The sequence below is a fragment of the Pusillimonas minor genome (genome assembly GCF_014237865.1).
Taxonomy (GTDB): domain Bacteria; phylum Pseudomonadota; class Gammaproteobacteria; order Burkholderiales; family Burkholderiaceae_B; genus Neopusillimonas; species Neopusillimonas minor.
Window position 1 is genome coordinate 69,754 of sequence record NZ_JACJUU010000006.1, and the last position, 18,276, is coordinate 88,029.

Below are 18,276 nucleotides of genomic sequence, written 5' to 3' on the forward strand. Positions count from 1 at the left end.
ATGGCCTCTTTTGTCGAGCGCCACGGCCTGTGGGGCGATGACCAGCGCGCAAGTGCGGCCGAACTTGTCGCCCGCATCGATGCCGGCGAGATCGAAACCTTGCGTTTTGCGTTTCCCGATCAGCACGGTATTTTGCGCGGCAAGACACTGGTCGCCGCTGAAGCGAAAGGAGCGTTGTCTGACGGCGTCAACCTGACGACGACGCTCTTGCTTAAAGATACGTCGCATAAAACGGTGTTTCCGGTGTTCAACAGCGGGGGTTACCAAATTCCCGGTATGCAGGGTGCGTCTGATTTCACTATTGTGGCCGACCCGGCAACGTTTCGAGTTTTGCCCTGGACCAACAAAGCTGGCTGGGTGCTGTGCGATGCTTACAGCACCGATGGCCAGCCGTCGCCGGTGTCGTCGCGCCAGATCATGACGCGGGCCGTCAACGAGCTTGATGCGCTGGGCTACGAATTTGTAGCGGGGCTTGAAGTCGAATTCCACGTATTCCGGCTGGATGACCCCAATATGGCCCTGACCGATTCCGGTCAGCCCGGCACACCGCCGACGGTATCGCTGCTGTCGCATGGCGCGCAATATCTGACTGAAATGCGATATGACCGCGTGGACGACGTCATGGAGTTGCTTCGTGTGCAGTTGCAGGCGTTGGGGTTGCCGCTACGTTCGCTCGAGGTCGAGTTTGGCCCCAGTCAGTTCGAGCTGACTTTCAGCCCCACGGTGGGGCTGGCGCCGGCTGATCTGATGATTCTGGTGCGTAGCGCCATCAAGCAAATCTGTTACCGGGCGGGCTATCACGCGACGTTCATGTGTCGCCCGCGTATCCCCAACGTGATGTCCAGCGGATGGCATTTGCATCAGTCATTGCGCAGCAAAGCCACAGGCCAGAATGCGTTTGTGCCGCAAGTCGAGGGCGCCGATTTAAGCCCGCTGGGCCTGCAGTACCTGGCCGGCCTGAAGACACATGCCTGTGGTGCGGCCGCCCTGGCCAGCCCGACCATTAACGGGTACCGCCGTTATCGGCCGTTTTCGCTGGCTCCCGATCGTGCCGTGTGGGCGCGTGATAACCGCGCTGCCATGTTGCGTGTGCTGGGCGGTGTGGGCCAGTCGGCAACACGCATTGAAAATCGCGTGGGCGAGCCGACCGCAAATCCTTATCTGTATATGGCGTCACAGTTATACGCCGGCCTTGACGGTATTGCGCGTCAACTCGACCCCGGGCCGTCGGCCGACGTGCCTTACGAAACCCAGGCCGAACTGTTGCCACGGTCGTTGGGCGAGGCGCTGCAGTGCCTGCGTAACGACGCCTGTCTGGTTGAGAAACTGGGTCCCGGCTTTGTTGACTATTTTTGCCACATCAAAGAAGCGGAAATTGCGCGCTTCAATCTTGACGTATCCGAGTGGGAACACCGCGAGTACTTTGATTTGTTTTAGGACGATTTATGACGGTTATTCATTACATTCTTCGCGATGGCACCGACCGTGCTGTTGATGCCAAAGACGGTGCCAGCCTGATGGAAAACGCCATCATGAACAACGTGCGCGGCATCGAGGCTGAGTGCGGCGGCTGCTGCTCCTGTGCGACTTGTCACGTGTACGTCGACGAGAAGTTTGCGGCGTTGCTGCCGGCCCCAGACGAAATGGAAAATGAGTTGCTTGACGGTGTTGCCGCCGAGCGCAAGCCCACCAGCCGCTTAAGTTGCCAGATCAGCGTAGGGCCGGAGCTGGACGGCTTGATTGTGCATATCCCCGAGGCGCAGTATTAGTCAACGCGCTTTGCCTGAACATTAGTAATGGGTTGCGAAACAGAACGGATCAGGCATATCCGAAAATCATAAAGGAGCAATTGTGGGTTTGTGGAAGAAAGCAGGGGCTTTGGGTGTTGTTGTTTCGGGGGGGTTATTGGTCGCGGGCCAGGCCACGGCACAAGATGTGATCAAGGTTGGCATGATTGCCGAAATGACAGGGCCGTTCGCCGAATTTGGTCGCCAGATGAAGGCTGGTATCGAGGCCTATCAGAAGCAGCACGGCACGACTGTCGACGGTCAACGCATCGAGGTGATCTACAAAGATGTGGGCGGGCCGCAGCCGGAAGTGGCCAAACGTCTGGCGCAAGAGCTTATTGTGCAAGACAAGGTCGATATTTTGGCGGGCTTCGGGTTTACGCCCAATGCGCTGGCGGTTGCGCCGGTAGCGACACAAGCCAAGGTGCCCATGGTGGTCATGAATGCGGCATCGGCAAAGCTGACCTCGCGTTCGCCTTACATGGTGCGCACGTCGTTTGGCTACGACACCATGGTACCGCCCATTGCCCAGTGGGCGCTTGAGCAGGGCCAGAAAAAGGCTTACATGATCGTGGCCGACTATGCCCCAGGGCATGATGCGGAAAAAGCGTTCCGGCAGGCCTACGAGCAAGGCGGCGGCGAGATTATCGGCAGCGTCCGTGTGCCGCTCATGACGGTTGATTTCGCGCCGTATTTGCAGCGTGTCAAAGATTCGAAGCCCGACGTTCTGTTCGCCTTTGTGAATGCCGGCAACGTGGCACCTGCGTTGTTCAAAGACTTTAAAACCAAAGGCCTGGCCGACGACGGTATCAAGCTGATTGGCACTGGCGATATTGTTTACGAGTCAATTCTTGATGTCATTGGCGATAACGGATTGGGCGCGACGACAGTGTATCCCTACTCCATGCAGCATCCATCCGAACTGAACCGTACGTATGTGCAACAGTTCCAGGCGGCGCTGGGCGCCAAAGAGCGGCCCACCATCATGAGCGTTTCAGCTTACGATGGTATGGCCCTGATTTATGGCGGTCTGAAAAAGGCCGGTGCCAATGCCGGCGGCCAGGCCCTGCTTGAAGCGTTCAAGGGGCTGGCATTCGAAAGCCCGCGTGGTCCCATTGCTATCGACCCAGAAACCCGGGATGTTGTCCAGAACCAGTATATTCGTCGTCTTGAGCGTGTTGACGGCGAACTGATGAATGTGGAATTCAAGACTTATGAAGCCGGCCGCTGAGGGCATGGATACGGTAGGTCATCGCGCGGCTGCAACGGTATCCGGCGCGGCTGCCGGCAGCGTTTCGGGCGCCGACACCGTTTCGCCTGCGAAAACGCCAACCGCGTTTGCCCCCGGCCTTGCCACAATGGTCGGGCAGTTCCGTCGGGGTGAGCTTTCCCCGGTGACGGTAACGCAGCAGTTGCTGGACGATATCCAGGCCGACACGGCGGGCATTAACGCATTTTGCTTGCTCGACCCTGACCAGGCACTGGCCCAGGCACAAGCCGCCCAGGCCCGCTACCGTGCGGGCGCACCGTTAGGCCCGCTCGACGGGGTGCCGGTGTCGGTTAAAGACCTCGTCGCCGTCAAGGGTTGGCCCACACGACGAGGCTCATTGTCGTCACTGACCGACCCGGCGGCCATGCAAGATGCGCCTGCCGTAACGCTGCTGCGCAACGCGGGCAGTGTCATCTTCGGAAAAACAACCACTACCGAGTTCGGCTGGACGATCGGTTCAACCAACCCGCATGCCGGCATTACCCGCAACCCTCGGTCGCTTGCGCATTCGGCCGGTGGTTCCAGCAGTGGCGCGGCCGCGCAGGTGGCGGCAGGTTGGGGCCCTGTTGCTTTGGGTAGCGACGCCGGCGGGTCGGTGCGTATACCTGCTTCCTGGTGCGGTGTGGTGGGCTTCAAGCCCACGTTTGGCGCTATGCCGCTGGCACCGCAAAGCGCATTTGCCGAGTTTGCGCATTTGGGGGTGTTGACGCGCAGCGTGGCCGATTGTGCCTGGGCGTACTCGGCCATGGCGGGGGCGCATCCGCTCGACCCGTCCTCGCTCTATCCCCGGGCGCGTAATTCGTTGCCGGGGCGCTGTTTGCGCATCGGGTGGGCAACGCAAGTCGACGCCGACGAAGCGCTTGATCCAACCATTGACGCTGCTTTCAGACAATTTGTCGCCCACCTGGGCACGGCGGGTTACGACCTGCAGCCGGCAGACCTTCGCACTGAAGGCCTGGCAGAAGACATGTGGCGTGTCTGGCAGTCGCGTATTTACGAATCGTTTATTGACTGGGCGCCCGAGAAACTTGCGTTACTCGACCCGCGTTTGAGTGGGGTGTATGAAGCCGGGGCAAGGCTGAACCAGGCCACGCTGACCCGCAGCCGCGCGCGTTTACGCGCGTTTGCAACACGCGTAGCGACCTTGTTCAGCAACATCGATGTATTGCTGACACCTGCAACGTCGCAGGTCGCGCCAAGCCTTAATGCCCCTGTCGCGGCGTCTGCAGACGCCGAGAACTGGTTTGCAGGTAACGGCTTTGCATTCCCGTTCAATATTACGCAAATGCCGGCCGTGGCCATGCCACTGGGGGTTAACGCTGCAGGTTTGCCGTTTGGCCTGCAGGTGGTCGGTCGTCGCTACGAAGACGAACAAGTGTTAAGGTTTGCTGCAGAACTTGAACTTCTTCGTCAACCCACTGCATGAAACCTGTCGCCATATTCCAGCACTCCGACATCGGCCGACCCGGATCGGTCATCGACATTATCAACACCTTGGGCCTCTCGTATTCGATCATTGAAACGTATCGGGGTGAGCCGGTGCCCAGGCACCCCGACGATTTCAGCGGGCTGATCTTTATGGGCGGGCCTATGGGGGTCAATGATGATGACGAGTGGCTGACGCACGAGCGGGACTTGATACGTCTGGCCGATGCGCAAGACATCCCGGTGGCTGGCCATTGCCTGGGGGCGCAGCAACTGGCCAAGGCCCTGGGTGCAACGGTGCGGCGCAATGTGCGGCCCGAAATCGGCTGGCAACCTATTGCCGTCGAGCCCGACCCGGTGGCGTTAAGCTGGTGGGGCGTGTCGCAGCCGACCAGTTTGCTGACGTTTCAGTGGCACAGCGACACCTTCGAGCTTCCCGACCGTGCGCACCGTATTGCTACCGGCACCCATTGTGCCAATCAGGCCTTTGTGGTGCGCGATTTGCACATTGGCATGCAATCACATTTCGAGATGACCCCCGAACTGGTTCACGACTACTACCAGCGTAACGGGGCCTTTTTACGACGTGAGCACATGGCGGGCAACCCGGCCGTGACGTCGGTGGACGACACCCTGAGCCAATTGGACGAGCGCACCGGTGACATGAAAACAGTGCTCCAGCGGGTGTATACCCGCTGGGCCCTGGGCCTTAAAAAATAAGGCTTTACTTCAGAAGGTTGCGCAGCACGTACTGCATGATGCCGCCGTGGCGGTAGTAGTCGGCCTCGCTGGGGGTGTCGATACGAACGATGGCATCAAAGCTGACGCTACCAGCGTTGACCTTGACCGTTGCCGGCACTTTGCCCTGGTTCAGGGCCTCGATGCCGGTAATCGAAAACACTTCGTCGCCGGTCAGACCCAGCGATTGCACCGACTGGCCGTCAGGGAACTGCAGGGGCAGCACACCCATGCCAAGCAGGTTCGAGCGGTGAATCCGTTCGTATGACTCGGCAATGACGGCGCGCACACCCAGCAACACCGTTCCTTTGGCCGCCCAGTCGCGCGACGACCCGGAACCGTACTCTTTGCCGGCCAGAATCACCAGCGGCGTCCCTGCGTTGATGTAGTGGGTGGAGGCCTCGTAAATGCTGGTTACCGGCGCATCGGGTTGTGTAAAGTCGCGCGTATAGCCGCCTTCGGTGCCCGGGGCCAGCTGGTTACGTAGCCGTACATTGGCAAACGTGCCCCGAATCATGACTTCGTGGTTGCCACGTCGCGACCCATAAGAGTTGAAGTCTGCAGGGGCGATGTTGTGACTGGTAAGGTAGGCAGCCGCGGGCGAACTTTTGGCGATGGATCCGGCGGGGCTGATGTGGTCGGTGGTGACCGAGTCGCCCAGCTTGGCCAGTACCCGCGCGTTGTGGATATCGCTGACGGGCTGGGGTTGGCGCGGCATGTTGGCAAAATAGGGCGGTTTGCGCACATAGGTAGAGTGGTCATCCCACTGGAACAGCTGCCCTTTGGGTGTGGGCAGTTCTTGCCAGCGTGCATCGCCCGCGAACACATTGGCGTAACCGCCGGCAAACATGTCTGCGGCAATTGTGCTGTCTATCACCGCCTGGACCTCGGCCGTCGTCGGCCAGATGTCTTTCAGGTATACGTCTTGCCCGTCGGCACCTTTGCCCAGTGGCTCGGCGTACATGTCGATATCCATGGTGCCGGCCAGCGCGTAGGCGACGACCAGCGGCGGCGACATCAGATAGTTCATTTTGACTTCGGGGTGGATGCGCCCTTCGAAGTTGCGGTTGCCTGACAAAACCGACGCGACCGACAGATCGTGTTCGTTAATGGCGTTGCTGACTTCCGGGATGAGCGGCCCGGAGTTGCCGATGCAGGTCGTGCATCCGTAACCCACCAGGTTAAAGCCTAGTTTATCCATGTAGGGTGTCAGCCCGGCACGCTCGTAGTAGTCGGTGACCACACGCGACCCCGGTGCCAGGCTGGTTTTGACCCAGGGCTTGCGTGCCAACCCCTTTTCGACGGCTTTTTTGGCCAGCAAGGCGGCGGCCAGCATGACGGCCGGGTTGGAGGTGTTGGTACACGACGTAATAGCCGCAATAACCACCGAGCCGTGGTCTAGCCGGCCCGTGCTGCCGTCTGCCAGCTTGATGGGGACAGCGGCATGTCGGCGTGTGCCGGTGGCTGCGTTGGTGTGATCGGTGGGTTCGGGTGCTGTGGCGGCTTTCTCGTCGTGCGATGGTGGGTCGGAGGCCGGGAAAGACTCGGCCACGGCTTTGTCGTAACCTTTGGGCTTTTGATCTGGCGCGTTGATGTACGACGAGAGCGCGCCCTGAAACGCGGTTTTGGCATCGGTCAGGGCGATGCGGTCTTGCGGGCGTTTCGGGCCGGCAATAGAGGGTACGACCGTCGACAGGTCGAGCTCGAGCCGCTCGGAATAGCGGGGCTCTGCCGTCGGGTTGTGCCACAAGCCTTGCGCCTTGGCGTAGGCCTCGACCAGGTCGATTTGCGCCTGTGAGCGGCCTGTAAGGGCCATATAGCGCAGGGTTTCGTCGTCAATAGGAAAGATAGCAACCGTTGAACCGTATTCGGGGCTCATGTTGCCGATAGTGGCGCGGTTGGCCAGCGGTACGGCCGACACCCCTGGCCCGTAAAACTCAACAAACTTGCCAACAACGCCGTGCTTGCGCAGCATTTCGGTGATGGTCAGCACCAGGTCGGTGGCTGTAGTGCCTTCGGGCAACGAGCCGGTAAGTTTGAACCCGACGACACGTGGGATGAGCATGGAAATGGGTTGGCCCAGCATGGCAGCTTCGGCCTCGATGCCGCCCACACCCCAGGCCACAATGCCCAGGCCGTTGACCATGGGCGTATGCGAATCGGTGCCGACGCAGGTGTCGGGGTAAGCCTGTTTGTTGCCGCCATTGTCTTTGGTGAAAACGACCCGTGACAAATGCTCCAGATTCACCTGGTGCACAATGCCGGTGCCCGGGGGGACGACTTTGAAGTTTTCGAAGGCTTCTTGCCCCCAGCGCAAGAACTGGTAGCGTTCGAGGTTGCGCTGGTACTCGATATCGACGTTTTGTTCGAAGGCGGTTTTCTGGCCGAACACATCGACAATGACCGAGTGGTCGATGACAAGTTCGACAGGGGCCAGCGGGTTGATTTTTGCCGGGTCACCGCCCAGTTCTTTTACCGCTTCGCGCATGGTGGCCAGATCGACAACGGCGGGTACGCCGGTAAAGTCTTGCAAGACGACCCGTGCGGGTGTAAAGGCAATTTCTTTGTCGGGTTCTGCTGAAGGGTCCCAGCCAGCGAGCGCGCGGATGTCTTCCGCGGTCACGTCTGACCCGTTTTCGGTGCGCAGCAGGTTCTCGAGCAGGATTTTCAGGCTATAGGGCAGGCTTGCCACATCGAGCCCGCTGCCTTTGACGGCATCGAGTCGGTAGATTTCGTAGGATTCGCCGCCGACATCAAGGTGTTGTCGGGCGCCAAAACTGTTGGTGTTGCTCATGACGCATCTCCCGGTTGGTAAAAGGGCGTGCCGCAGGGCGGCTACCCTCTTATCTTAACCCCCGGGGCGCGACCTTGCTATTGGGCGGTCGCCCATGACGGCACGGGCGCGTGAAGTGCGGCGTGGTATTTGGCGGCGTAGGTGTCGAAGGACTCGGTGTCGCTGTTTTCGATGGCAAGCTGTTCGGCCAGCGATTCGGTGGCCGTGCGCTCGAGGCTGGCAACAGTTTCTGGCGGCAGTGGCGTGGCGGTTAGTGTTTGATGATGGGCCAGGCTTTGCGAAAGCGTGTAGTCGTGGAATGTGCGGCCGCTGGCGCGCAGTTCTGCCAGCAGGCGTGCCGAAGGCGTTTCTTCGACGTGATTGACCTTTTGCGCCTGCACGCCCAGCGCCCGGGTATGCAAGGTGGTGTTGTTTACCGTGTCGAGCAGCTCGGCATAGGGCGCAATACGTTCGATCAGCTCGCGCCCCCAGTCTTGCAAACCAATGGGCTGGTTTTGGCGAACCAGCTTCAGCCCGGGTTCGCGGCCGCGTTTGGAAACAATACCGAAGTTGTCGTTACTGTCGCGGCAAAACCCGTTGTTCGGGAAAAACGGGCTGTCTTCGACTGCGCAAAACAGCAGGAAGGCGTCCATGAACGCGCTGGTAGTGTCTGGAATGCCCACCGGGCAGAACGGGTCGATGTCGAGGCAGCGGACTTCGATGTACTGCACGCCGCGTGCAGCCAGGGCCGTTGAAGGGCGCTCGCCCCGTTCTACTGAACGCTTGGGCCGGATGCTGGAGTAGTACTCGTTTTCGATTTGCAGCAAATTGGTATTCAGCTGGATCCATTCGCCGTTGCGATGGGTGCCGATGGCTTCGTAGGCAGGCCAGGGCGTGGTGACGGCATCGTGCAAACGCTTCAGAAAGGTTTCGATGTCGTTGTAGCACAGCTGAAGTTCGGACTGTGCCTTGTTGTTGTAGCCCAGATCGCTCATGCGCAGGCTGGTGGCGTAGGGCAGGTACAGTGTGTCGTCGTCGAAGCGTTCGAGCTGATGCGGCTGACCTTTGACAAAACTGGTTGAAATGGCGGGCGACGCACCGAACAGGTACATGAGCAACCAAGAATACCGCGTGAAATTGCGAATGAGCGCCAGATAGCCTTTGGAACGTTGCTCTTCGATGCTGTTGCCTTCGGTGCCTAACAGGGCCCAGACCTCGTCTGGTAATGAGAAGTTGTAATGAACGCCCGCAATACACTGCATGGCTTTGCCATAGCGTTCGGCCAGCCCACGGCGATACACATGCTTGAGCATGCCTGTGTTTGACGTACCGTACCAGCCGATCGGGATATCGGCTTCTCCGGGCAGCAGGGCGGGCATGGACTGGTTCCATATCAGTTCGCCTTGCAGTTTGCCCGCCACGAACCGGTGAATGTCTTCAAGCTCGCCCAGCAGCGATTCGACCGACCCGTGCACCCCCGTGATCAGCTCAAGCAGGGCTTCGGAGTAGTCGGTGGTGATTTTAGGGTTGGTCAGTGCGCTGCCCAGTTGCTGCGGATGCGGTGTGCGGGCCAGGGCGCCGTTCAGGTCGACGCGCAGCCCTTCTTTTTCGATACCCCGCATAATGCCTTGCAAGACGGCGGCCTTGGGGTGCAGCAACATGTGTCGTTCTGGGCGTTGGTTCATTCGGTGTGTCTTCTTGTATATGGGCGTATGGCAGCGGATTTTACCCGAGCCCCTACAATGTACGCCTGTGAATGTTTTTTTGCTTTATTTCCAGCAAATTCCAAAGGGGTTTTGTGGTGTTTGGTTCGGGCTTGATGGCGCTGCGCGCCTTGGTTGTTGTGGCGTTTGCAGGGCTTCTGGCGGGGTGCTCCCCCGACTACAACTGGCGCGAGGTTACGCTGGCCGATGGCCTGGTCATGGCCGCTTTCCCCGACAAGCCCCGGGTGCAAAAAAAGACCCTGCCCTTCGAGGGGCATGCGCTTGAATTTTCACTGACCGGCACGGTGCTGAACGACGCCGTGTTTGCGGTTGGGCATGCGCCCCTGCCACCGGCCATCGGGCAAGACGCCGACCTGCGCGAACGCCTGTATCAGCAGACGTTGCTGTCGTTTTACGGGAATTTTGGCGTACAACCGCCCAATCCGTTGCCTCGCCCGGGTCAGCAATTTGACATTGCGGGGCAAGGCCCTGGCGGGCCGTTGCGGCTGCAAGGGGTGGTATGGGTACACGCATCGTCGATCACCGAAGCATTGGTCACGGCCCCTGCCGATCGCTTTCCCACCGAGCCGGCCATGCAGTTCTTGAGCGCGGTCAAGGCGCCAGGTCGCTGACAAGGTCGCTAAGCGCGCCGGGCGGCGTCAGGCGGCAACCAGGTCAAGTGCCCCCAGATACCCGGCGCGCAAAGCAAACGTAATGGCGGCCTGCCGGTTGCAAACGTCGAGCTTGGTGCAGGCGTTTTTAATATGGAAGTTGGCTGTGCGCTCGGCCAGCCCTAATATGGCGCCGATTTCGGCGCTGGTTTTGCCAATGGCCGCCCATTGCAGGCACTCGACTTCTCGGGGGGTAAGGTGGGTGCCCTGAAAGGGCGTTGCAGGGTGGGCTGCATGAGGCATTTTTGTTATCCTTTTTGTTAGCCGCGGTGATGCGGTGGCCTTTTTTTGTGGCATATTGAAAGAATTTGTTGTTAATGTATCAATATTTCAAGCGATCGCCAAATCATTATGGCTAAAAACGTCGCGGGCAAGGTGTTAGAATTTCGACTCATTCAATGTACGGCGCCGATTTGCTTGATCTGCTTGCGGGCGCCTCATAAATCCAGCTAAAGAGGTCCGCCTATGACCCAATCACCGCACACTGCCGCCAATTTGCCCGCCGACACCACTATCCCTTCAGGTTCTGTCGGCATTGTTTCCCCCGAATTCATCAGCTTCGACGAACCCCTGCATCTGGTCAGCGGGAAGGTGTTGCCGCGTTACGAGCTTGCCGTTGAAACCTACGGTACGCTCAATGCCGATCGCAGCAATGCCGTACTGGTTTGTCATGCGTTAAACGCCTCGCACCATGTGGCAGGCATGTCAGCCGACAACCCTAAAGACGTCGGCTGGTGGGACAACATGGTAGGGCCTGGCAAGGCACTGGATACCGACCGTTTTTTTGTCATTGGCGTCAACAATATCGGTTCGTGTTTTGGGTCTACGGGCCCGGCCAGTATTAACCCCGACACGGGCAAGCCATGGGGGGCTGCGTTCCCCATGCTGACCGTGCAAGACTGGGTGCATGCGCAAGCTCGCCTGGCCGATTACCTGGGCATTAAAAAATTTGCTGCTGTCATGGGCGGGTCGTTGGGGGGCATGCAGGCCCTGGGGTGGTCCATAATCTGCCCCGACCGCGTCGGCCATTGCATTGTCATTGCCAGTACCCCGCGCCTGTCGGCGCAAAATATCGGCTTCAACGAAGTGGCGCGTCGCGCCATTATTACCGACCCCGACTTTCATGGGGGCGATTACTACGCCCATAACAAGGTGCCGCGTCGTGGTTTGTCGCTGGCGCGTATGGTGGGTCACATTACCTATTTGTCAGACGACGATATGGCCACCAAGTTTGGTCGCACCCAGCGTGCCCCGGCCGAGGGCGGCGATTTCCACTACGGTTACGATGTCGAATTCGAGGTCGAGTCATACCTGCGTTACCAGGGCGAGAAGTTTTCTACCTATTTCGACGCGAACACCTATCTGCTGATTACACGGGCGCTCGACTACTTCGACCCGGCGCGCCATCACGATGGCAATCTGGCCCGGGCGCTCAGTCATGTCAACGCCGGCTTTCTGCTGGTGTCGTTCACGACCGACTGGCGGTTTCCGCCCGAGCGCTCCCGCGAAATAGTCGAGGCTTTGCTCGAAAACAAGCTGCCGGTCACCTATGCCGAAATCGATGCGCCGCACGGCCACGACGCGTTCTTGCTTGATGATCGTCGCTATCACGCCGTCGTTCAGGGCTACTACGACCAGATCGCCCGCGAACTAGGTTTGCCCGAGCGCGCTAAAACGACGGGAGTACTGGCGGCATGACGACCACTACAACACACGACACGGCCGCCATTCGTCCCGACCTGGCCCGCATTGCCGGCTGGATCGAACCGGGCAGCCGTGTGCTTGATCTGGGCTGTGGCGATGGCACGTTGCTTGCCTATTTGCGCGACCATAAAAAGGTCGATGGTGCGGGGGTCGAGTTCGATGACGAGCGCGTCATCGCGTCGGTCCGACGCGGGGTCAGGGTCATCCAGCAAAACCTCGAAGATGGTTTGGCTTTGTTTGGCGACCAGCAGTTCGATTCGGTTGTATTGTCGCAAACCCTGCAGTCTATGCACCACACCGAACACATTTTGCGTGAAATGGCCCGGGTCGCGCGGTTCGGTATTGTCTCGTTCCCCAATTTTGGCTACTGGCCGCATGGTTTGTCGATTTTAAAAGGACGCATGCCGGTCACCGGTCAGATGCCTTACGAGTGGTACAACACGCCCAATATTCATTTGTGCACCATGAAAGACTTTGAAGACCTGGCGCGGCAATTGGGGCTTAAAGTGACGCATGTTGCGGCTTTCAACCGCGATAAAGAAGTCAACTTCTTGCGTGGCTGGCGCAGCACCCTGGCCGTGTACCGGTTCGAATCCCCCAACGCCGCATCCTGAGGGAGGCCGTCATTTCTCCGTTTAGCAGCGTTTATGCCAGCCCGCGCGTTTACCCCCTGCTGGTGCTGGGTTTTGCCAGCGGCTTGCCGCTGGCCCTGGTCACCGGCACGTTGCAGGCCTGGGCCACCGTATCTGGTGTTTCGTTGCAAAATATCGGCTTTCTCACACTAGTTGGTACGGCCTACACCCTGAAATTTTTATGGGCGCCGCTGGTTGACCGCTATGCGCCCAATTTTTTGGGGCGTCGTCGCAGCTGGATGTTCTTCAGTCAGGTACTGCTGGGTATATTCATTATGGCTATGGGCATGTTGTCGCCCTCGTCGCATCTGGGTTTGTTGGCGGCGGTCGCCGTTATTGTGGCGTTTCTGTCGGCCACGCAAGACATCGCTTTCGACGCCTATAGTACCGACGTCTTGCGCGACAACGAACGTGCCGCCGGCGCTGCCCTGAAAGTGCTGGGGTACCGGTTGGCCATGATTGTCTCCGGTGGGTTGGCCCTGGTGTTGGCCGGGTCTTGGCTGGGCTGGCAGTACACCTATGCACTAATGGGCGTGTTCATGATGTTGTGCGCCTTGGCCACGGTGTTGGCGCCCGAACCCGAAGTCATTGCGGCGGCGCCTCGTACGTTGGGTGTGGCCGTTGTTGCGCCCTTGTCCGAGTTTTTTAGTCGGCGCGGCGCAGTACTGATTTTGTTGCTGATTGTGCTGTACAAGCTGGGCGACGCCTTTGCTGGGGCCTTGTCGACCACTTTTCTTATTCGTGGCGCCGGTTTCAGTACCGAAGAAGTGGGGGCGGTAAACAAGATCTTTGGGCTAGTGGCTACTATTGTCGGTGCGCTGGCCGGTGGCAGCATTATGGCCCGTATGGGGCTTTATCGCTCGTTATTGCTGTTTGGCATTTTGCAGGCCGTGTCCAATTTCGGGTATTGGGTGTTGGCGGTAACGCCGCCACATCTTTACACCATGGGCATGGTGGTCGCTATCGAAAACGTGTGCGGCGGGCTGGGTACGGCCGCATTCGTGGCCCTGCTTATGGCGCTGTGCAACCAGCAGTTTTCGGCGACCCAGTTTGCATTGTTGTCTGCCTTGTCGGCCGTTGGCCGCACTTATCTGGCCGGGCCGTTTACGCCGCCTTTGGTGGAAACCTTTGGCTGGCCACAGTTTTTTGTATTTACGGTATTGATTGCCTTGCCGGGTTTGGCGCTGCTTTGGTTCAAGCGCGACGACATCCGGCTGCTCGACAGCACCGACCGACATTAAAAGATTCCGCTTATGCTCCGTGTTATTTCTGCCAACCTTAACGGTATACGCTCGGCGGCAAACAAAGGTTTTTTTACCTGGTTGCCCGAGCAAAACGCCGACTTTATCTGCCTGCAAGAATTAAAAGCCCAGGCCGATAATCTGACCGACGAAATGCGCAGCCCGTCGGGCTACATGGGCTATTTTCATTACGCCGAAAAAAAAGGCTACAGCGGTGTGGGTATTTACGCCCGTAAGGTGCCCGATCAGGTTATTGAAGGCCTGGGCGTACCTGAAATCGACGCTGAAGGCCGCTATATCGAGCTGGTTTACGACGGGTTTTCGGTTATCTCTGTTTACTTGCCTTCGGGCTCAAGCGGAGACCACCGTCAGGCGGCAAAGTACAGTTTTATGGATGTCTTTTACGGCCATTTGCAGCAGTTGGCGCAAGCCGGCCGCAGGGTTATCTTGTGTGGCGACTGGAACATCGCCCATAAAGAAATCGACCTGAAAAACTGGAAAGGCAACCTGAAGAACAGCGGTTTTCTGCCCGAAGAGCGGGCCTGGCTGACCCGCGTGTTTGACGAGCTGTCGTGGGTCGATGTCTACCGCCGCTTGTACCCCGAGGCCACGGGCGACGCCTACACCTGGTGGAGCAACCGGGGTCAGGCACGCGCCAACAATGTTGGCTGGCGTATCGACTATCAAATTGCAACGCCCGATATCGCTGCGACCGCAACGCAGGCGTCCATCTACAAAGCGCAATGGTTCAGCGACCATGCCCCGCTGATCATCGACTACGATACCCAAGTGTAATCTTCGGGTTGTTTGGCTAAAGGAAGTGTCATGCAAGGGATCAAACGTAAAGTGGTGTATGTGTCGTTCTACGAGGCCATCGCTATTGCACTGACCACGACCGTGTTTTATTTGCTGGGCTACAGCATGACGGACGCGGGCGTCGCGTCTGTTGTGGCGTCAGTCATTGCGGTGCTCTGGAATCTGGTCTGGAACACCGGGTTCGAGTTCTGGGAGTCGCGTCAAATTCGAAAAGGGCGCAGCATTGCGCGCCGTATTGCCCACGCCATTGGTTTCGAGGGCGGGCTGGTGGTGTTTCTGGTGCCGTTTTTTGCCTGGTGGCTGCAGGTATCGTGGTGGGAGGCACTGGTGCTGGACGCCGGCCTGATCGTTTTCTTTCTGGTGTATACCTTTGTATTTAGTTGGGTGTTTGACCGTGTTTTTGGCCTGCCGGCGTCGGCCATGCCCCAGCCCGTTACCCAGGGGCAGTCGGCGCGGTAACCTCGCCCGCGCGGCGCCGCTGTTGCGGTGTGGCCAGCCGCATTTGTTTCCGGGCTTGTTGGGCCAAGGTTAAAGGCGTTTTAATAGGCGCCTACCTTGCCGGTTGGCAGAAACCTGTTCCAGGAGCCCCCATATGTCCATGCCTCAGCGCCGAAACCGTCTGGCAATTGCCGGCCTTGCTGTTGCTTTAGCCATGCCTTTTGGCGCACATAGTGCGTCGCCCCTTGTCAATGTAGGGCCCTTTCCCGGCCTTGATCAGGTTGCTCTGGCGCCCGACGGCCTGAAGCAAGCCTTGGCCGAACTGCCCGCCATTGTTCAAGATATTATTGAACGTAGCCAGGTGCCGGGCGTGGCCGTGGCGGTGGTGCACAACGGCAATACCGTATTTGCGCAGGGTTTTGGTGTGCGTCAGCTGGGTAAGCCGGCGCCTGTCATCCCCGAAACCGTTTTTCTCATTGCGTCCTTGTCCAAGTCGTTGACCGGTTCGCTTATTGCCACGCAAATCAGTGCGGGCAAAGTGCAGTGGCACGACCCGGTCGTCAAGTATTTGCCAGGTTTCAGGCTGGCCAACAATTACGTCAGTCAAGCAGCAACTATTGGCGACTTCATGGCCCATCGCTCGGGCTTGCCCGGTGCCGCCGGAGACGACCTCGAAGACCTCGGGTACTCGCGCAATGAAATTCTTTCGCGCTTGCACCTGCTGCCGCTCGACGACTTTCGTACGTCATACCACTACGCCAACTTTGGCACGACGACGGCTGCCGAGGCGGTCGCCGCTGCTGCAGGCATGCCATGGGAGTCGTTGATTCAGACCGCCTTGTTTCAGCCGCTGGGCATGACCTCATCCAGCGCACGTCATCGCGACTTTATCGGGCGTTCAAACCGGGCTGTGCAACATGCGTTTGAAGACGGCCGGTTTCAGGCGCTTTACGACCGCAATGCCGATGCCCAGTCGCCGGCTGGCGGCGTATCGTCCAATGTGCTCGATATGGCCAACTGGATGAAATTCATGCTGGCGTCGGGTCGGTACAACGGGCAGCAATTGGCCACTGCCGAAGCGCTTTTACAAGCGACGCAACCCCAGGCGTTCAGCGGGCCGATGGCTGCACCCGACGCCCGCCCGGGTTTTTACGGCTATGGTTTTAATGTCGGTATCGAACCTAACGGCCGTGTTCTTGTCAGTCATTCCGGGGCGTTCTTGCTGGGCACGGGTACGCATTACCGTCTGCTGCCCTCTGCCAATGTTGGCATAGTGGTGCTGACCAACGGCAGCCCGGTGGGCGTCGCCGAAAGTATTGCCGCCGAGTTTACCGACCGTGTTCAGTACGGCAAGCCGCTGCGTGACTGGTTCAGCGCTTATCAGCCATTGTTCCGGGGGTTGCTTGCGCCTGTTGGCGATCTGGTGGGGCAGCAGCCCCCGGCAACGGCCCGGTCGGCGGGCGACCTGGCTGTGTATGCGGGCACCTACCATAACGATTATTACGGGCCGGCCACCATTACAGCGCAGGAGCAATCGCTTTATCTTGCGTTGGGGCCAGGGGGGCTGAAAGTGCCGCTCAAGCCTTGGGATGGCGACACGTTCGCTATCGCTCCGGTGTCCGAGAATGAGGCCAAGGGTTCGTTGTCGTCGGTCAAGTTCGCCCGGGAACCCGGCGGCGTCGCGCACGGGTTTGTGGTTGAGTACCTGAACGGAAACGGTCTGGGGCAGTGGCGCCGGGCCGGCGCCCCCGATTAGCCAAACCGAAAGCTGGACGCCGTAATGTTTGCGAAGGCGGTGACCTCGTGGTGCACACAGGTCGCGGCTTCGTTTTCGGCTGCGCCTACTGCGACCATCAGGGGCAGCAGGTGGTCTTCGCGCGGGTGTGCCCGCCGCGCAGCGGGCGCCGTTTCCCATTGCTTAAGGGCATTGCTGCGCTCTGCCACCGGGCCTTCGACCACGACCTGCTGCAGCCAGGCATCGAATTGAGCCGAGGGTTCAGACCCAATCGTGCGGATTTCACGCAGATTGTGATAGCTCAGACCACTACCAATGATCAAAATGTCTTCGTTACGCAGCGGGGCAAGGGCACGCCCCAACGCCAGGTGCAGCTCTGGGTCGAAATGCGTTTCTAGTGAAACCTGCACCACCGGAATGTCGGCGTCGGGGTACATGATGGCCAGCGGTACAAAAGTACCGTGGTCAAAACCGCGTTCGGTATCGACAGCGCAGGTTAAATCGGCCTTTTCGAGTAAGCCGACGACTTGTCGGGCCAGTTCTGGCGAACCTGATGCGGGGTACTGCACTTCGTAGGTATGCGGCGGGAAGTTGTAATAGTCGTAATACATGGGCGGCTTCGGATTGCCCATAATTAAGAAGCCGCCGTCGGCTTCCCAGTGTGCTGAGACCATGACAATGGCTTTGGGCTTGCGCGGCAACTGGTTCGGGATGTCTTGCAGCGCAGCTGTCAGAATAGCGTAGCGTTCTGCAGCTTCAGGCATCCAGGGCCAGGGGCCGCCGCCGTGCGAAATATAGTAAACGGGCATTGTCATGGTGATTCTCGTGCAGTGTGCGGGTGGGCCCGCCGTGTCAGTTTGCTTTTCTTAAGCCGTCGACACTCCAGGCGCCTGGCCCCGCAAAAATAATATAAAAGAAAATAAAGCAGAACAGCGTGGCTGCTTCGCCGCCGTTAAGTATAGGCAATAGCAAGTCGCCCTTAGGTGCGACGTGGCCGATGAAGTAAGCCGCTGCGGCAAAGCCCGAGGCAATGAATGCGGAAAATCGCGTAAACAGGCCGATAAACAGCAAAATGCCAAATACAATTTCAATAATGCCGGCCAGGCCGTAAATTGAAAAAAGCTGCAGGTTATCGAACATGGCGATATGGGGTATGCCCAACAGCTTGGCCGAGCCGTGCCAGAACAGCAGGTAGCCGCTGACGATACGTAAGATGCCCAGAACGCGGGGCGCCCAGAGTGTGCAGGTGTTATCCATGGTTTTCCTTTAGAAGAGAAAAAGCAACTGCGAACAGCAAACCGTGAAGCAAAGACAAGTATTGTGCTACCCGTGATGCCGGCCTG

The 18,276-nt window shown here is 58.8% G+C and carries 17 protein-coding genes and 1 riboswitch; of the genes, 12 read left to right on the top strand and 5 right to left on the bottom strand.

All coding sequences use genetic code 11. The annotated features are described in order from the left end of the window. The 5 genes from GTU67_RS09195 to GTU67_RS09215 all read left to right on the top strand — a co-directional run bounded on the left by GTU67_RS09195 (window position 1) and on the right by GTU67_RS09215 (window position 5,202). Window positions 1–1,437, top strand: a complete 1,437-nt coding sequence (locus tag GTU67_RS09195; RefSeq protein WP_185779784.1) for a glutamine synthetase family protein — start codon at window positions 1–3, stop codon at window positions 1,435–1,437. A gap of 8 nt (window positions 1,438–1,445) precedes the next feature. Next, window positions 1,446–1,769, top strand: a complete 324-nt coding sequence (locus GTU67_RS09200) for a 2Fe-2S iron-sulfur cluster-binding protein (RefSeq protein ID WP_123659767.1) — start codon at window positions 1,446–1,448, stop codon at window positions 1,767–1,769. Window positions 1,770–1,851: 82 nt separating this feature from the next. Further along, the gene (locus GTU67_RS09205; RefSeq protein WP_346727013.1) at window positions 1,852–3,018 is read left to right on the top strand and encodes an ABC transporter substrate-binding protein; all 1,167 of its coding nucleotides are present in this window, start codon (window positions 1,852–1,854) and stop codon (window positions 3,016–3,018) included. Then, window positions 3,002–4,483, top strand: a complete 1,482-nt coding sequence (locus GTU67_RS09210) for an amidase (RefSeq protein ID WP_249417663.1) — start codon at window positions 3,002–3,004, stop codon at window positions 4,481–4,483. Before GTU67_RS09205 ends, GTU67_RS09210 begins: the two co-directional genes overlap by 17 nt. Continuing rightward, window positions 4,480–5,202, top strand: coding sequence for a type 1 glutamine amidotransferase (locus GTU67_RS09215; protein WP_185779785.1), 723 nt, complete (start codon window positions 4,480–4,482; stop codon window positions 5,200–5,202). Before GTU67_RS09210 ends, GTU67_RS09215 begins: the two co-directional genes overlap by 4 nt. Window positions 5,203–5,206: 4 nt before the next feature. Here the strand turns inward: GTU67_RS09215 and GTU67_RS09220 are convergent, their stop codons facing one another. Together GTU67_RS09220 and gshA are read right to left on the bottom strand one after the other, a co-directional pair. Next, complete coding sequence (locus GTU67_RS09220) at window positions 5,207–8,014, bottom strand: aconitate hydratase (protein ID WP_185779786.1); 2,808 nt, start codon at window positions 8,012–8,014, stop codon at window positions 5,207–5,209. Window positions 8,015–8,091: 77 nt separating this feature from the next. After that, the gene (gene gshA / locus GTU67_RS09225) at window positions 8,092–9,678 is read right to left on the bottom strand and encodes a glutamate--cysteine ligase (protein ID WP_185779787.1); all 1,587 of its coding nucleotides are present in this window, start codon (window positions 9,676–9,678) and stop codon (window positions 8,092–8,094) included. Between the two features lie 113 nt (window positions 9,679–9,791). Between gshA and GTU67_RS09230 the strand changes: the two genes are divergently transcribed. Continuing rightward, a complete protein-coding gene (locus tag GTU67_RS09230) occupies window positions 9,792–10,328 on the top strand; it encodes a hypothetical protein (RefSeq protein WP_185779788.1) in 537 nt (178 codons plus the stop codon). Between the two features lie 27 nt (window positions 10,329–10,355). Here the strand turns inward: GTU67_RS09230 and GTU67_RS09235 are convergent, their stop codons facing one another. Continuing rightward, window positions 10,356–10,610, bottom strand: coding sequence for a helix-turn-helix domain-containing protein (locus GTU67_RS09235; protein ID WP_185779789.1), 255 nt, complete (start codon window positions 10,608–10,610; stop codon window positions 10,356–10,358). Between the two features lie 152 nt (window positions 10,611–10,762). Continuing rightward, a riboswitch (SAM riboswitch) is annotated at window positions 10,763–10,841 on the top strand. Between GTU67_RS09235 and metX the strand changes: the two genes are divergently transcribed. The 6 genes from metX to GTU67_RS09265 all read left to right on the top strand — a co-directional run bounded on the left by metX (window position 10,833) and on the right by GTU67_RS09265 (window position 16,954). Further along, window positions 10,833–12,065, top strand: coding sequence for a homoserine O-succinyltransferase MetX (metX, locus tag GTU67_RS09240; protein WP_185779790.1), 1,233 nt, complete (start codon window positions 10,833–10,835; stop codon window positions 12,063–12,065). It overlaps the preceding riboswitch by 9 nt. Next, window positions 12,062–12,685, top strand: coding sequence for a methionine biosynthesis protein MetW (metW, locus tag GTU67_RS09245; protein WP_185779791.1), 624 nt, complete (start codon window positions 12,062–12,064; stop codon window positions 12,683–12,685). Before metX ends, metW begins: the two co-directional genes overlap by 4 nt. Next, window positions 12,679–13,944 carry a muropeptide transporter gene (locus GTU67_RS09250; protein WP_430459009.1) on the top strand — a complete coding sequence of 422 codons (1,266 nt, stop codon included), beginning with the start codon at window positions 12,679–12,681 and terminating at the stop codon, window positions 13,942–13,944. Before metW ends, GTU67_RS09250 begins: the two co-directional genes overlap by 7 nt. Window positions 13,945–13,956: 12 nt before the next feature. Further along, a complete protein-coding gene (locus tag GTU67_RS09255) occupies window positions 13,957–14,739 on the top strand; it encodes an exodeoxyribonuclease III (RefSeq protein WP_185779792.1) in 783 nt (260 codons plus the stop codon). 30 nt (window positions 14,740–14,769) lie between these two features. Next, window positions 14,770–15,219, top strand: a complete 450-nt coding sequence (locus GTU67_RS09260) for a PACE efflux transporter (RefSeq protein WP_185779793.1) — start codon at window positions 14,770–14,772, stop codon at window positions 15,217–15,219. Window positions 15,220–15,352: 133 nt separating this feature from the next. Beyond that, window positions 15,353–16,954, top strand: a complete 1,602-nt coding sequence (locus GTU67_RS09265) for a serine hydrolase (RefSeq protein WP_185779794.1) — start codon at window positions 15,353–15,355, stop codon at window positions 16,952–16,954. On the opposite strand, the gene GTU67_RS09270 is transcribed toward GTU67_RS09265, so the two are convergent. Together GTU67_RS09270 and GTU67_RS09275 are read right to left on the bottom strand one after the other, a co-directional pair. Continuing rightward, window positions 16,951–17,748, bottom strand: a complete 798-nt coding sequence (locus GTU67_RS09270; protein ID WP_185779795.1) for a DODA-type extradiol aromatic ring-opening family dioxygenase — start codon at window positions 17,746–17,748, stop codon at window positions 16,951–16,953. The two genes, GTU67_RS09265 and GTU67_RS09270, sit on opposite strands and share 4 nt — an antisense overlap. 37 nt (window positions 17,749–17,785) lie before the next feature. Beyond that, on the bottom strand, window positions 17,786–18,190 hold the full coding sequence (locus GTU67_RS09275) for a DoxX family protein (protein WP_185779796.1): 405 nt from the start codon (window positions 18,188–18,190) through the stop codon (window positions 17,786–17,788). Window positions 18,191–18,276 lie beyond the last annotated feature (86 nt).

Bases quoted from the DNA above. Each gene is read 5' to 3' on its own strand.
- GTU67_RS09275 (WP_185779796.1), bottom strand. From the start codon at position 18,190: ATGGATAACACCTGCACACTCTGGGCGCCCCGCGTTCTGGGCATCTTA.
- GTU67_RS09260 (WP_185779793.1), top strand. From the start codon at position 14,770: ATGCAAGGGATCAAACGTAAAGTGGTGTATGTGTCGTTCTACGAGGCC.
- GTU67_RS09255 (WP_185779792.1), top strand. From the start codon at position 13,957: ATGCTCCGTGTTATTTCTGCCAACCTTAACGGTATACGCTCGGCGGCA.
- GTU67_RS09200 (WP_123659767.1), top strand. From the start codon at position 1,446: ATGACGGTTATTCATTACATTCTTCGCGATGGCACCGACCGTGCTGTT.
- metX (WP_185779790.1), top strand. From the start codon at position 10,833: ATGACCCAATCACCGCACACTGCCGCCAATTTGCCCGCCGACACCACT.
- gshA (WP_185779787.1), bottom strand. From the start codon at position 9,678: ATGAACCAACGCCCAGAACGACACATGTTGCTGCACCCCAAGGCCGCC.
- GTU67_RS09220 (WP_185779786.1), bottom strand. From the start codon at position 8,014: ATGAGCAACACCAACAGTTTTGGCGCCCGACAACACCTTGATGTCGGC.
- GTU67_RS09265 (WP_185779794.1), top strand. From the start codon at position 15,353: ATGTCCATGCCTCAGCGCCGAAACCGTCTGGCAATTGCCGGCCTTGCT.
- GTU67_RS09210 (WP_249417663.1), top strand. From the start codon at position 3,002: ATGAAGCCGGCCGCTGAGGGCATGGATACGGTAGGTCATCGCGCGGCT.
- metW (WP_185779791.1), top strand. From the start codon at position 12,062: ATGACGACCACTACAACACACGACACGGCCGCCATTCGTCCCGACCTG.
- GTU67_RS09195 (WP_185779784.1), top strand. From the start codon at position 1: ATGGCCTCTTTTGTCGAGCGCCACGGCCTGTGGGGCGATGACCAGCGC.
- GTU67_RS09235 (WP_185779789.1), bottom strand. From the start codon at position 10,610: ATGCCTCATGCAGCCCACCCTGCAACGCCCTTTCAGGGCACCCACCTT.
- GTU67_RS09215 (WP_185779785.1), top strand. From the start codon at position 4,480: ATGAAACCTGTCGCCATATTCCAGCACTCCGACATCGGCCGACCCGGA.
- GTU67_RS09270 (WP_185779795.1), bottom strand. From the start codon at position 17,748: ATGACAATGCCCGTTTACTATATTTCGCACGGCGGCGGCCCCTGGCCC.